A 14,177-nucleotide genomic window follows, 5' to 3' on the forward strand; every position below is an offset into this window, starting at 1 on the left:
CTTTGCCCAAGGCGCTCTTGAACGGGCCGCTTCAGCGGCGGATGGCAAGGAGGGAGCACCATGGAACAACGCGCGGTTTTTCTTCGTCGGCTCGCCGCGATGGCCGGCATGGCGTGGCTCGGCGGGCTGGCGCTTGGCAGCCATGCCGGGGATGGCACCATTCATTTCACCGGCGCCATCGTCGCCGCGCCCTACCAGGTGGCCCTGGTGCCGCCCCAGCAGCAGCGACATCCACAGCAACAGCCGCAGCGGATGAAGGTCGCATCGACCGGTGGGCGCCAGGCCGAGGTGGTCTTTGTCCGTGAAACCGTGGACCGCCCCAGCGCGCGAATGAAGGTCGAGATGGCGCACACACAGGCGGTGTCGGCGCGCTTCATGGACGGGCGAGGGCGGACACAGGCGATCGACCCCGCGCAGTGGCATGCGATCGGCCAGCAGGGTGGCACGCTGTCACTGCTCGCATTGGCGCAGCCGCAGGCGGGCGGCCCGTCGGCCGCACTGGTGACGGTCGCCTACGACTGACGCTGCGATATCGCGGCGCTGGCGTGAACCGCGTCGGCCGCGGCCATCGCACCGACGCCGACGCCCGCCATGTCGAGCCGCGAGATCGGCAACGTCTGGCTCTGGCTGTGGCGCATCGCCATCCGCAGCCGGAATTCCTTGGGCGTCATGCCCTTGATTTCTAGGAAGCGCCGGTTGAAGTTGGCGATGTTGTTGTATCCGGCGGCGTAGCAGATGCTCGAGATCTGCTGGTCGCTTTCCATGAGCAGCTGGCACGCCTTGCCAACGCGCAGCCGGTTCACGAAGTCGGTGAACGGCACGCCCGTGGACTGGCTGAACAGCCGCGAAAAACTGCCTTGGCTCAGGCCTGTCTGCGCGCAGACCTCCGAGAGCGACAACGGTTGGTCGAGGTGCTGCCGGATGTACGCGACGGCCTTGCCGATGCCGGCGACCGTCTCCGCGTTGCCCTTGACCGGCAGCCAGCCCGACGAGAGCACGCGATGCTGCTTGCAGTGCGTGAGCAGGTTCAACAGGCCGAGAAACTCGGAAAACCGTTCGGGCCCTTCGCTGCGCTGCAGGCGCTCGAAGTGCTCGCGCACGTCGTCGCTGATACCGAAGAACTCGACCCCATGGCGGGCCATTTCGAGCAGGGGGACTGCCTCCTGGAGTTCGGCGAACACCTGCATGCCCTGGCGCAGCGGCGCGTCCGAGAACTGCAAGGCGAGGCTGCGAAGTTCCACGCCTTCGGACGGGAGATTGAGCGACACCCAGTTGTGCGGCAGCCGGGGCCCGGTGAGCACCAGGTGGCCGGGCTCGAAGCGCCCGACATGGTCGCCGACGAAGGCCCAGCCTCCCGTGTCGGCGATCAGGTGCAGCTCGTATGCGTCGTGGCAGTGCCAGCGCTCCTGCGGCGACGGGCTGCCGTGCTGCAGGCTGTGCAGGAAGCCGCGCTGGCCCGAAGGCGCCGGGCCGGTCTGCGGATGGTGCATGAAGCTGTGCTCGATCTCCGGCGCAGGGTTGCGGCGCATGCCTTGCGGCTTGATGGCGCTCCTCATCGCGGATGCGGCGCGGCGGCGCCCTGTGCGGTCTTCCTGCGTGTCCCTCGTCCTGGCATCGAGCACTCCCCTTTGTGTGTGTCTTGTGGCGGTTGCCGGGCCGTCCGGATTCGCTGCAGGCGAACGGTCGGCGCTCAAGACCTATTGGGGCGGAGCTCTGTAAATAAAAAGCGAACAAATCAAATGCGCATAGAAACACACGCAATGCAAACAACTGTTCCGCGCGTGCGGACGCCCGCGGCCAAAGGAACGCGGGCTCGAGCGACTCAGGCCGCGCGGGCCGTGGTCGCCGGTGCGTCGATGCGGTGGGGGGCCAGGGCCTGCGCCATGGCCCGGACCAGGTCGGCCGTGAGGAAGGGCTTGCGCAGGATCCGCGTGCGCGGCGGCACGGCGTAGCGGTGCGCGAGCAGGTCGGAGGGCAGGCCCGAGATCAACACCACGGCGGTGCGCGGGTAGAGGCGCTGCACGTCGCGCATCAGCTGCAGGCCGTCGCCGCCGGGCCCCAGGCTGACATCCGACAGCACCAGGTCGAAGGCCTGGCGTTCGAGCGCGGCGGTGGCCTCGGTGGCCGACGCCACCGCCTGCACCCGCGCACCGTGCTCCTTGAAAAATTCGAAGGTGGCATCGCGCACGTCGGTGTCGTCGTCCACCAGCAGCACTTGCAAGGCCTCGAGCGACAGCGCGGGTGGCGGCGGTGCGCAGGCCGGCGCGGCCGGCGGCGCGGCCTCGGGCAGCACCAGCGTGAACGCGGTGCCCTGCCCGACGGTGCTGCGCACGCGCAGGTCGCCGCCCGACTGCTTGACGAAGCCGTAGACGATGCTCAGGCCCAGCCCGCTGCCTTCGTTCTCTTTGGTCGAGAAGAAGGGCTCGAAGATGTGCTCCAGCACGTGCGGCGGCATGCCGTGGCCCGTGTCGCTGATGCGGATCTCGACCACCGGGCCGGGGCTGCCGTGCGCCGCCGTGCCTTCCGCTGCCGCATGCCACGCGCTGTGCAGCGTGAGCACGCCGCCGCGCGGCATGGCCGCGCCCCCGTTCAGCGCCAGGTTGAGGATCGCGTTCTCAAGCTGACCGCCGTCGGCCAGCACGCATGCGCCGTCGGCCTGCAGGTCGAGCTCGACGCGGATGCCCTGGCCGAGCGAGTACTCGATCAGGTCCTGCAGCCCGGCCAGCATCTGGTCGACATCGATCACTTCGGCGCGCAGCGTCTGGCGGCGTGCAAAGGCCAGCAGGCGCGTCGTGAGCACCGCGCCGCGCTCCGAGGCCCGGAACGCGCGGTCGACGATCCGGCGCATGTCGGGCGACAGGTCGTCGCGCGACTGCAGCAGCTGCAGGTTGCTGAAGATCGCCGCCAGCAGGTTGTTGAAGTCGTGTGCGACGCCGCCCGTGAGCTGGCCCAGCACTTCCATCTTCTGCGCCTGGCGCACCTGCCGTTCGAGTGCGCGGCTCTCGCTCTGGTCGCTGTACAGCGTGACGAAGCCGCCCGCCGGCATGGGGTGGTTGCGCACGGCCAGCACCTGGCCGTTGTCGAGCAGGTAGTCGTCGCGCCGCCGCTGCGCATCGGGCGGCCCCAGCAGGTCGACGCTGGGGCGGCCGTCGGCCAGCGCCGGCAGCGCCGCGCGCAGCGCGTCGAGCGACGCGCCGGTATGGATCGCCTGCGCGGGCAGGCGCAGCAGCGCGGCGAAGCGCGGGTTCCAGGCCACCAGGCGGCCTTCGGCGTCGAATGCGCCCAGGCCGTCGTCGATGCTGTCGAGCACCGTGCGCAGCAGGCGCCGCTGCTCGGCGATGTCCGCGCCCATCCGCCGCATCGACAGCGTGTTGTCGCGGAACACGTTGAAGGCGCGGATGAGCGCACCGACCTCGTCGTCGCGCCGCGGGACATCGGGCGGTGCACTCGCGTTGCCGTGCGACAGCTCGGTGATGGCGGAGGTGACGCGCGTGAGGTCGCGCATCGAATCGCGCAGGCTCCAGAACCCGAGCATCAGCGCGGCGCCCGCCACCAGCAGCGCGAGCGTGACCGCGATCAGCCCCGAGCGCACGATCAGGCCCACCGAATGCTCGCGCGAGGACACCTCGGCGCTGAGCACCGCCACATGGCGGTCGACCGAGCGCGTGAGTTCTTCCGAGAGCACGCGCGTGGAGGTGAGCAGCAGGGTCTTGCGGTCGCGCAGCGCAAGGTGCTGCCTGCGCAGCGCGAAGATGCTGTCGGCCAGCGCGGCGATCTGCGCGCGCACCGCCGCATCGATGCGCAAGGCGTTGCCGGAACCGGCATGGGCGCGGTAGACACGCTCGGCCTCGTTCAGGTCGAGCGTGTTGTGGGCGTACAGGGCCACGCGCAGCAGCTGCAGCGCATGGTTCGCCGTGAACCGGGTGCGCTCGGGCAGGTCGGCGATCCGGTGCTCCATCTGGCTCAACGCGTGGATGCGTCCGCGGCCTTCTTCCCGCAGCGCGAGGTCCAGGCGCTTGAACTCGATCAGGTCGTCCAGCACCACCTGCATGGCGCTCAGCACCTTCGGCACGCCGGTGGCTGCGCCGCTCGCCGGCGGCAACTGCGCCGCGAGCGCGCGCGCCTCCTCCTGCCGCTTCAGCAGATCAACCTTTTCTTGGTTGAGCCGCGCCGATATCGACATTTCCGCCACGTAAGGCGCAGCGGCCGCCAGGTGCGTGACGCGCTCCGACAGCGCGAGCGACTTCGCCACCGACGGCAGGATGCGCTCGTCGAAGCCCTGGATCGCGGCCTTGGCGTTGAACAGCGCCACCATCGCCACGGCAGCCAGCACCAGCGTGGTGATGGCCAGCACGCCGAAGGTGAAGATCCACTGCCCGCGCAGGCTGCACGAGCGCGAGCGGGCGCGCGCAGGCGCGTGCGAGGGGGCGCGGGGGCCTTGCATGGGGTGTGCGGGTGCGGGCGCTGCCGACTCAGCAGCGCACCACGTTCGCGGCAAAGCGGTAGCCCGCGCCGCGTTCCGTGCAGATGAAGCGCGGATGGTCCGGGTCGTCCTCGATCTTGCGGCGCAGGCGCGACACCAGCACGTCGATCGTGCGGCTCACCGCATCCGACTGGGCGCTGCGCGTCTTGAGCAGCAGTTGCTCGCGGTCGATGACGCGGTTCGCATGCAGCACGAAGACCTCGAACAGGGCGAACTCGCCGTGTGTCAGCTCGCAGGGCGTGCCGTCGCTGTGCAGCAGCTCGCGCGCGGTGATGTTGAGCGACCAGTCGCCGAACAGGTAGCGCTCGTGGCTCAGGCGGTCGGTGCGCAGCGAGCGCGGCATGCCGGACTCGGCCGAACGACGCAGCAGGGCGCGGATGCGCGCGACCAGTTCGCGGTTGTCGAAGGGCTTGGCGATGAAATCATCGACGGCCGTTTCGAGGCCCAGGATGCGATCGGCGGCCGTGCCCTGGCCGGTGAGGATGATGATGGGGATGCGCGAGCGCGTGCGCAGCTGGCGTGCGAGCTCGATGCCGTCTTCCTTCTTCAGCCGCAGGTCGATGATCACGAGCGAGAACGCGCGCTGGTCGAGCCGGGCTGCCATGGCCAGGCCGTCCGGCACGGCCTGCGCGCGAAAGCCCGACGACTCCAGCAGGTCGACCAGCGTCTCGCAGACTTCGGGATCGTCGTCGACCACCAGGATTTCGGGTTTCACTACGTCAAGCATGAAGGTTCCAGAAGGCCGGACTGTGTGTCCGGGCGTCCAAAATTCTTGCAGACAAAAGCGCACCAATTGATACCTAAAGGTTAATCAAGTCCCTCTCAAGCTGGTATTTCGCGACTTTTTTTCGTCCGATGCTTTACACATGCATCGAAGCATCCCTTTCGGGGACTTCAATGTGATCCGTTTGTCACGCGGAATGCGTCACTTCGGTACGGGCGGTTCGACCGGCAGCGCCCGCTTGTGGGCGCTCTTGCGGTGCGTCGACAAGATCACCGCGCGCGCCGCGGCCGACACAGGCTTGCCTTCGAGGAAATCGTCGATCTGCTCGTAGCTCACGCCGAAGGCGTCTTCGTCGGGCTTGCCCGGCACCAGCGACTCGAGGTCGGCCGTGGGCACCTTGTAGACCAGCGCATCGGGCGCGCCGAGCAGTTGCGCCACGGCGCGCACGCGGCGCTTGTTGAGGCCGGTGAGCGGCGTGATGTCGGCCGCGCCGTCGCCGAACTTGGTGAAGAAACCCATCAGCGCTTCGGCCGCGTGGTCGGTGCCGATCACGAGGCCGTCGTGCGCGCCGGCCACCGCGAACTGCGCAATCATGCGCTGGCGCGCCTTGATGTTGCCGAGCACGAAGTCTTCGTGCGCCGCATTGCGAAAGACCTGTCCGCCGGCGTGCAGCGCGGCCAGCATCGCATCGGCGGCGGGGCGGATGTCCACCGTCAGCAGGCGGTCGGGGCGGATCACCGCCAGCCCCGCCTGCGCTTCGGCCTCGTCGCGCTGCACGCCGTAGGGCAGGCGCATCGCGATGAAGGTGGCGTCGCGGCCTTCGGCGCGCAGCCTCTCGACCGCACGCTGCGCGAGGCAGCCGGCGGTCAGCGAATCGACGCCGCCGCTGATGCCCAGCACCAGCGTCTTCAGGCCGGTGCTGCGCAGGTAGTCGGCGAGGAAGTCGGTGCGCCGCGTGAGTTCGGCGGCGGCATCGAAGACGGGCGCCACGTGCAGGGCCGCGATGATCTCGCGCTGCGTGGCATCGACGGGAGACAGGTCGTGATTCATTGGGCGATCCTTCTTTGCGATCTTCCGGTGGAACACCGCGGAACCGGCTTTGCCGGGCCGCTGGTGTTGCCCCCGGTAGGGGGTTGGCGAAGCGACACGAAGTGCGCGAAGACTGGGGGCGAGTTAGAAGTCCACGAGGCTCAAGCCGATGCTGAGCACGGTGCGCTTGCGGTTGTAGTCCACCAGCGTGTCGCCGTAGCCATGGAACAGCTGCGTGTGGAAACGCAGGTTGCTCTTGGTCGGGTCGCCGATGGCCTTCAGCCATTCGAGGCGCACCGAGCCGCGGCCGCTGTCGCGCAGGTTGTTGCGCACCGTGATGCCCAGCTGGTTGTCGCGGTTGAGGTTCCAGCGGCCCGTGACTTCGGCGCGGCCGATGTAGTCGGCGATGTCGGGGTTGTCGTCCTTCGCGGCGCTTTCGGACATGCGCTTCCAGACGCGGCCGGTGATGGTGAAGCGGTCGTCCAGCTCCACGCCGCCCATCAGGTACACGCGGTTCCAGCTGCGCGACAGCGGCAGGCTCTGGCCGTTCGATTGGTGCACGATGCCCACGCCCGCATAGCGCCAGCGCCAGCCGCCGGGCAGCTTGAAGTCGGTCGGGTAGACGTACATCAGCTCGGGTTCGTGGTCGGTGGTGCGGAAGGGCCGCGAGATCGCGCCGTTGAACAGCTGCCAGGTCGACTGCTGCGAGTAGGCGAACCACAGCGAGTCTTTCTTGATCGGGTCGTTCTGCGTGAGCATGCCCTGCGCGAGCTTAGTGCGCACCGACAGGCCGATGCGCATTTCATTCGCCTGGTAGGCCACGGGCTCGGCCGCGTGGCCGGCCGACGGCGAGGTCGGCGGCTGGGGCTTGTCGGTCGCGGCAGATGCCGACACCGTGAGCGGGCGGTAGCCGCGGAAGCCGAAGGTGCCGCAGTCGGTGGCGTTCTCGAGTTCCCAGAAGCGCGACAGCGTCGAGTACTGGCGGTCGCGGCAGCCTTCGGTGGTGGCGACCGACACCACGCGCGTGGCCGGAATCGTGCCGTCCACCGGCGGTTGCGTGCTCGCGAGCACCGGCGGTGCCACGGGCACCGACACCGAGGGCAGTGTCTGTTGTTGCGACCAGCGGTCGTAGCAGGCCAGGCGTGCCTCGTTGTTCGCGCCGAGCGCGGCGCATTGCTGCCAGGTGAGTTGTGCATCGGCCAGCGGACTGGCGGGCTTGTCGACGGCTTGTGCTTGTGCGACAGATGCGGCGCCGAGGCATGCGGCCACGGCGGCGACGGTGCGCAGATCGAAAAAAGAAGCAGGGTGTCGTCGTGTCGTCTTCATGGCTTTCCTTCCTGTGCGACGGTCTTGCGCAGCACGAATGGGTGCGTGCGCTCGGTCGCGGCATCGCGCCACGTGCCGCGGAACTCGCGGCCGCAGGCGCCGGGTTGCAGCGTGCCCGACCAGACGCCGCTGATGGCGCGGCCGTCCAGCGATTCGTCGATGGACAGCGCGCCCTCGTCGTCGACGTCGCCCGCGAGCTGCGCGACGGTGGTCTTTGTGGAAGCATCGGCGCGGCGCGTGATGGTGCCGCGCACGCCGGCGTACTCGGGGTGCTTGTCCAGCTGCACGACGGCCGCGCCGGGCAGGTCGTCGAAGCGGGCTTCCCACTGGCCGTACAGCGCCTGCAGCGGCAGCTCGCGTGCGTCGGCGGGGCAGTTGGGGTCGCGGGGCGTTGCGCAACCGGCCGCGAGGGCGGCGGCAAGCAGCGCGACTGCGACCGTCGCCGTCGTCCTCATGGCGTGGCGGCGGCCTTGGCCGCGCTGTCCAGCGCCTTGCGCGCGAACTCGGCGCGCAGCGCCTTCAGTTTCTCGCGCGGGTCTTCCTTGGTCGTGGCCTTGTCCAGGCCCATCTCGGCGATGAATCGGCTCGGCATGCAGGGCACCATGTCGCGGCCCTGCTTGCGCTTCTTGGTCCAGCTTACGGCCAGGCTGCGCTGCGCGCGCGTGATGCCCACGTACATGAGGCGGCGCTCTTCCTGCAGGCGCTGCGTGGTCTCGTCGCTCACCACCTTCTGGCGGCCGTTGTCGTCGTCGAGCTTGAAGGGCAGCAGGCCCTCGGTCACGCCGATGAGCATCACGTGCGGCCACTCGAGGCCCTTGGACGCATGCAGCGTCGAGAGCGTGACCACGTTCTGGTCCTGCTCGCGCTCGCTGATGGTCGACAGCAGCGAAATGGTCTGCGCCACCTCGAGCAGGCTCTTGTGCTCGTTCGGGTTGGTGTCGTCGGCGCCCGAGGCGTCGTCGAGCGAACCGCCGGCGCGCTGCGACATCCAGTCGACGAACTCCAGCACGTTGGTCCAGCGCGTGGCGGCGGCGGCCTCGCTGTCTTCGCCTTCGTAGAGATGGCGCTCGTAGTCAATTTCCTTGAGCCATTCGAGCATGAAGGCCCGCGAGGCTTCGGCGCCCATGGTGCGGCGCGCGCGGTATTCCAGGTCGTTGATGTAGCGGCCGAACTCGTGCACGCCGTCGAGCGTGCGCTTGGGAATCACGCTCGGCAGCGACGGGCTGAACAGCGCCGCGAACAGGCTCAGCTTGTACTGGCTCGCGAAGCTGCCCAGGCTGGCCAGCGTGGTGTGGCCGATGCCGCGCTTGGGCGTGGTGATGGCGCGCAGGAACGCCGGGTCGTCGTCGTTGTTGACCCACAGGCGGAACCAGCCGCACAGGTCCTTGATTTCGGCGCGGTCGAAGAAGCTCTGGCCGCCCGACACCTTGTAGGGAATCTGCGCCTTGCGCAGCGCCTGCTCGAAGATGCGGGCCTGGTGGTTGGCGCGGTACAGGATCGCGAAGTCGCGGAACTCCTTGTACTGCTTGCCCTGCGACACCGTGTCGCCCGCGCGCAGGCTGATGATGCGCGCCACCGTGCGCTCGGCCTCGTGCAGCTCGGTGTCGGCATCGACGATGCGCACCGGCTCGCCTTCGCCGAGTTCGGAGAACAGCGTCTTCGGAAACAGCTTGGGGTTGGGGCCGATCACGTTGTTGGCCGCGCGAAGAATGGCGCTGGTGGAGCGGTAGTTCTGCTCCAGCTTGATGACCTTGAGCGTCGGGTAGTCGACCGGCAGCTTCTTCAGGTTGTCCAGCGTGGCGCCGCGCCAGCCGTAGATCGACTGGTCGTCGTCGCCCACCGCCGTGAACTGGCCGCGCTCGCCGGCCAGCGCCTTGAGCACTTCGTACTGCGTGGCGTTGGTGTCCTGGTATTCGTCGACCAGGATGTGGCCCAGCATGGCCTGCCACTTGGCGCGCACCTCGGGGAACTCGTACAGCAGCTTCAGCGGCATGCCGATGAGGTCGTCGAAGTCCACGCTCTGGTAGGCCTGCAGCCGCTCTTCGTACTGGACCATGATCTCGGCCGTGATGCGCTCGTTGTCGTCCACCGCGGCGGCCGCGGCCTGCGCAGCGTTCAGGCCCATGTTCTTCCACTTGCTGATCGTCCACTGCCAGATGCGGGCGGTGGCGATGTCGACGGTGCCGCCGCAGTCTTTCAGGATCTTGGTGACGTCGTCGGCGTCCAGGATGCTGAAAGCCTTCTTCAGGCCCAGCACGTGGCCGTCCTCGCGCATCATGCGCACGCCCAGCGCGTGGAAGGTGCACACCACCACCTTGCGCGCATCGCGCCCGATCAGGTCCTTGGCGCGCTCGCGCATTTCGGCGGCGGCCTTGTTCGTGAAGGTGATGGCCGCGATGCGCTCGGGCTTCAGGCCCGACTGGATCAGCCGGCCGATCTTGTGCGTGATCACGCGCGTCTTGCCCGAGCCCGCGCCTGCGAGCACCAGACAGGGACCGTGCATGTAGTTGACCGCTTCTTGCTGGGCGAGATTGAGACCGTGGGACATGGGGGAGGGGGAACCGGGAAAGCGGGAACGCGAAAACGCAGGAGGGGGCCGCAGGGCGCGGCCGTCGCAAAGCGGGCAATGATACGGGCCCGGCTGCGGCCGTCCGTGTCAGCGGGCATCGCGCGACGAAGGAGGACGACAATGCCGGCGTGCTGCCTGTTTTCCTTGTTACTTTTCCTTTCTTCGCCCTGATCGCGGCAGGCTACGCCGCCGCCCGCACCCGCATCCTGCCGCTGGATGCGATCCCGGGGCTCAACACCTTCGTGCTGTATTTCGCGCTGCCCTGCATGCTGCTGCGTTTCGGCGCCGGCACGCCCATCGCGCAGCTGCTGGACAGCAGCGTTGCACTGATTTGGGGCATCTGCGCGCTGGCTGTGGTGGCGGGCGTGGTGCTGTTCACGCGCAATGCGCGCATCGGCTGGAACGACGCGGCCTTCGGCGCGCTGGTGGCGGCCTTTCCGAACACCGGCTTCATGGGCGTGCCGCTGCTGGTGGCACTGCTGGGCGCGCAGGCGGCCGGGCCGATCATCATCACCATCGCGTTCGACCTGGTCGTGACCTCGTCGCTGTGCATCGCGCTGTCGCGGCTCGACGGTGCCGGCAGCGCAGGCCGCCACGGCGCCACGCTGGCCGCGCGCAAGGCGCTGCGCGGCATCCTCGTGAACCCGATGCCGTGGTCGATCCTGCTGGGCGTGCTGCTGTCGGCGGTGCGCTGGCAGCTGCCCGGGCCGGTCGAGCGCACCATTGCCATGCTGGCCGACGCGGCCTCGCCCGTGGCGCTCTTCACCATCGGCGCGGTGCTCGCGCGCTCGGCGCTGCTGGCGCGCGAGCACGGTGCCAGCGCCATGGTCGCGGCGGCGATGGGCACCGGCGCCGGGCCCGCGCCAAAGGCCCCGCTGGCCGACGTGCTGCCCGTGGTGCTCGTGAAGCTGGTGCTGCATCCGCTGGCGGTCTGGGCGCTGGGGCGCGGCGCCATCGCGCTGGGGCTGCCGCTGGCACCGTCGGCGCTGGCCGTGATCGTGCTGGTCGCGGCGCTGCCAAGCGCGAGCAACGTGTCGATGCTGGCCGAGCGCTTCGGTGCCGACAACGGCCGCATCGCACGCATCATCCTGTGGACGACGGTGGCGGCGTTCTTCACCTTTCCGGTGGCGGTCGGCGCGCTGCGCTGACGGGGGGCGTTACTCGGTCAGCACGCCGAGCTTGTACGGGTCGGCGTCGGAGAGCCGTTCGCACTTCGAGAAGTCGCGGCCCTGCGTGCCGTCGCAGTAGTAGGTGTTGTAGACGCGGCCGAACAGCGTCGGGCTGGCCGTGAAGAGCACGCCGTGGTCGGGCTGCCAGTTGTCCTTGGGCGCGGGTGCCGCGGCGCTGGTTTCGATCGGGCGTGCCGCGTCGGTGGTGGCAGGGGCGGGCGTGAAGTCGGCCAGTGTCTTGCGGGCCTCCTCGCCGCGCCAGCGCACCGCCAGCTCGGCCGCGGTGGGGCGGGTCGCCACCGGCACCAGGATGCCGTTGACCTGCAGGCCGCGTCCGAAGCGGTGCGTCTTGCCGGCCAGGAAGGCATAGGCACAGGCCGCCATGCAATGGCCGCGCACCTCGGTCTGCACGCCGCTCTCGCGGATCGCGTCGGCATACGCACCGGCCGCTTCGGCGGTGCCGCCGAACGAGTCTTCGAAGACCACGGTGCGCACCGTGCCGCTGCCCAGGTGTTCGGTGAAGGCCTTGACCTTGCTGCCGTCGAGCGTGCCCGACACCACCAGCCGACGACCCTGCAGTTCGAGCTCCGCCGCGCCCGCGGACCCTGCAACAGCAAGGCACGACAGCGACACGGCGACAGCAACAACGACCCCAGCCAGAAGAGACGACGATTTCACGGCGACCTTTGCATCAAGCGAACGGGCACGAAACACCGCGGACCCGGCGATGGAACCGCACAGGCACAGCTTGTGCAAGGCCGGGGGTACCGTCAACTCTTTTTGCAGATTATTTCGGGGTAATCCCAGGGCATGTCTTAAGGCATAGCGTGCGTTATCTCTTCAGATGAATGCTTGTGTATGCAGTTGCGCTGCTACAGTGGTTCCGAGTCCAAGGTGTGAATGGGGCGCTCGATGGCAATACTGGTTCGCATCCTGATGTGGTTGGCCTGGCTCGCTGCGGTGGGCTGGTTCTGGCATGCCGGCACGCTCGGCACCGCTGCCGCGCTCGCGCTCGCCGCGCTGAGCCTCGTCGTGTTCGCCTGGCCGATCAGCGTCGCGCGGCGACGGCACAACGAACTGCGCTACGTCGACATGGGCAAGGAGCCCACCGGCTACCACTGACGACGGACACGGCACGTTCGGGCCGCGCATAGGACTTTGGTCCAATGCGCAGCGGCGCAGAGCTTCCTAGGATGGCGGCGCCTTACCGCCCTCCAGGAACCTCGCCGTGTCTCTTTTCCCTCTGCGTTTTCGTTTCGCCCGTCTTCTGCTGCTGGCCGTTCCGACGGCCGTGCTCGTCGCCTGCGGCGGCGGGGGAGACGGGGGCTCGGGTGTCGGCTTCCTGCCGAACATCGGCACGGGCACCCCGCCACCCGACACCCCCATCCCACCCACGACGCCGCCCGACGACGGCGATGCCTTGCGCAACGCGCCCTGGGTCGAGGGCGTGTTCCGCACCGCGAGCCTCTACAAGGACCGCTGCGCGGCACCGCGAACCGGCACGGGCTACGACGGCAAGCCCTTCGCCGACAAGACCGGCCGCACGCTCGACGAGAACAACTGGCTGCGCGCGTGGGTCAACGACACCTATCTCTGGTACGACGAGGTCCCGGACCTGGACCCCGCGCGCTACGCCACGGCCGACTATTTCGACTTGCTCAAGACCCACGCCGTGACGCCGTCGGGCAGGGACAAGGACCAGTTCCATTTCACCTACACCACCGAGGAGTGGAATGCGCTCTCGCGCGCCGGCTCGTCCGTCGGATACGGCGCGCAGTGGGCCTTCATTTCCCTCTTCCCGCCGCGCGATGTGCGTGTGGCGTACGTGGAGCCCGGCTCTCCCGCGGCCACGACGGGAGCCGGCCTGCCGCGTGGCGCCCAGGTGCTCAAGGTCAACGACATCGATCTGGTGAACAGCGACACACCGGAAGACATCGATGCCCTCAATGCTGCGGTCTTTTCGCCCATGCCGGGGACACGCACGCGCTTCACCGTTCTCGATGCGGGCAGCCGTACCCCGCGCGACATCACGCTGACGGCGGAGCCGGTGATCTCGACCCCCGTCCAGAACGTCAAGACGCTCCCGAACGCGGGCCGCACGGTCGGCTACCTGCAGTTCAACGACCACATCGGGACAGCGGAACTGCAACTGAAGGCAGCCATGGAGTGGCTGCGCGCGCAGCGGGCCACCGAGCTGGTTGTCGATCTGCGCTACAACGGCGGCGGCTATCTGGACCTGGCCAGCCAACTGGGCTTCATGGTCGCCGGCGAGACGCAGACGCGCGGCAAGACCTTCGAGACCATGCGGTTCAACAACAAGCACACCGAGCGCGATCCGGTGACCGGCGACGCGCTCGCGCCCACGCCGTTCTGGCCCACCACCCTGGGCTTTCTTTCTCCAGCCAACGAGCCCCTGCCCAGCCTCGACCTGCGACGCGTCTACGTGCTCACGGGCCCCGACACCTGCTCGGCCAGCGAGGCGTTCATCAACGGCCTGCGCGGCATCGACATCGACGTGGTCCAGATCGGCGACACCACCTGCGGCAAGCCCTACGGCTTCTATCCCCAGGACAACTGCGGCACCACCTACTTCAGCGTGCAGTTCCAGGGCGTGAATGCCAAGGGCTTCGGCGACTACCCGGACGGCATCGCGCCCACCTGCTTCGTCCCCGACGATTTCAGCCGTGCGCTCGGCGATCCGCAGGAGGCGCGCCTGGCCGCCGCACTGGGGCACCAGGTCTCGGGGGCCTGCCCCCCCGTGCCCCCCGGGCGCCTCGCCAAGCGTGCCATCGCCGGCCCCGCCGCGCCCCTGCTGCACAAGCCCGAAGGCCTGCGCAACCGCATCCTGCGCCCGCGCTGAGGCAGGCGTCCGCGCGC

Annotated in this window: 12 protein-coding genes; 4 read left to right on the top strand and 8 right to left on the bottom strand. The window is 68.7% G+C overall.

All coding sequences use genetic code 11. From position 1 onward, the window contains the following. Positions 1 to 60 precede the first annotated feature (60 nt). Positions 61 to 522 (top strand): hypothetical protein, encoded by a 462-nt coding sequence (locus AC07OH_RS16640; RefSeq protein WP_495301433.1) that lies wholly within the window; start codon positions 61 to 63, stop codon positions 520 to 522. Here AC07OH_RS16640 and AC07OH_RS16645 read toward each other — a convergent pair. The 7 genes from AC07OH_RS16645 to AC07OH_RS16675 all read right to left on the bottom strand — a co-directional run bounded on the left by AC07OH_RS16645 (position 513) and on the right by AC07OH_RS16675 (position 10,110). Next, a complete protein-coding gene (locus tag AC07OH_RS16645) occupies positions 513 to 1,556 on the bottom strand; it encodes a helix-turn-helix domain-containing protein (protein WP_495301434.1) in 1,044 nt (347 codons plus the stop codon). The genes AC07OH_RS16640 and AC07OH_RS16645 overlap by 10 nt on opposite strands. A 266-nt stretch (positions 1,557 to 1,822) precedes the next feature. Then, entirely contained in the window at positions 1,823 to 4,444 is a 2,622-nt protein-coding gene (locus AC07OH_RS16650) for an ATP-binding protein (RefSeq protein ID WP_495301435.1), read from the bottom strand. Between the two features lie 28 nt (positions 4,445 to 4,472). Then, positions 4,473 to 5,210, bottom strand: coding sequence for a response regulator (locus tag AC07OH_RS16655; protein WP_495301436.1), 738 nt, complete (start codon positions 5,208 to 5,210; stop codon positions 4,473 to 4,475). A 198-nt stretch (positions 5,211 to 5,408) separates the two neighbouring features. After that, positions 5,409 to 6,257: an NAD(+) synthase gene (gene nadE, locus AC07OH_RS16660; RefSeq protein WP_495301437.1), complete on the bottom strand. Its 849-nt coding sequence runs from the start codon at positions 6,255 to 6,257 to the stop codon at positions 5,409 to 5,411. A 123-nt stretch (positions 6,258 to 6,380) separates the two neighbouring features. Next, positions 6,381 to 7,562: a phospholipase A gene (locus AC07OH_RS16665; RefSeq protein WP_495301438.1), complete on the bottom strand. Its 1,182-nt coding sequence runs from the start codon at positions 7,560 to 7,562 to the stop codon at positions 6,381 to 6,383. Further along, entirely contained in the window at positions 7,559 to 8,017 is a 459-nt protein-coding gene (locus tag AC07OH_RS16670) for a hypothetical protein (RefSeq protein ID WP_495301439.1), read from the bottom strand. Before AC07OH_RS16670 ends, AC07OH_RS16665 begins: the two co-directional genes overlap by 4 nt. Further along, complete coding sequence (locus AC07OH_RS16675) at positions 8,014 to 10,110, bottom strand: ATP-dependent helicase (RefSeq protein ID WP_062476196.1); 2,097 nt, start codon at positions 10,108 to 10,110, stop codon at positions 8,014 to 8,016. The genes AC07OH_RS16670 and AC07OH_RS16675 overlap by 4 nt, the downstream gene beginning before the upstream one ends. A gap of 149 nt (positions 10,111 to 10,259) precedes the next feature. On the opposite strand from AC07OH_RS16675, the gene AC07OH_RS16680 reads away from it, so the two are divergent. Further along, positions 10,260 to 11,279: an AEC family transporter gene (locus AC07OH_RS16680; protein ID WP_495301440.1), complete on the top strand. Its 1,020-nt coding sequence runs from the start codon at positions 10,260 to 10,262 to the stop codon at positions 11,277 to 11,279. A 9-nt stretch (positions 11,280 to 11,288) separates the two neighbouring features. Here AC07OH_RS16680 and AC07OH_RS16685 read toward each other — a convergent pair whose 3' ends face one another. After that, entirely contained in the window at positions 11,289 to 11,978 is a 690-nt protein-coding gene (locus tag AC07OH_RS16685) for a hypothetical protein (protein WP_489060897.1), read from the bottom strand. A gap of 234 nt (positions 11,979 to 12,212) precedes the next feature. On the opposite strand from AC07OH_RS16685, the gene AC07OH_RS16690 reads away from it, so the two are divergent. After that, a complete protein-coding gene (locus tag AC07OH_RS16690) occupies positions 12,213 to 12,422 on the top strand; it encodes a hypothetical protein (protein ID WP_489060899.1) in 210 nt (69 codons plus the stop codon). Positions 12,423 to 12,528: 106 nt separating this feature from the next. Further along, on the top strand, positions 12,529 to 14,160 hold the full coding sequence (locus AC07OH_RS16695; protein ID WP_495301441.1) for a S41 family peptidase: 1,632 nt from the start codon (positions 12,529 to 12,531) through the stop codon (positions 14,158 to 14,160). Positions 14,161 to 14,177: the final 17 nt, after the last annotated feature.

The sequence above is a fragment of the Variovorax sp. GW821-FHT10C12 genome (genome assembly GCF_059415405.1).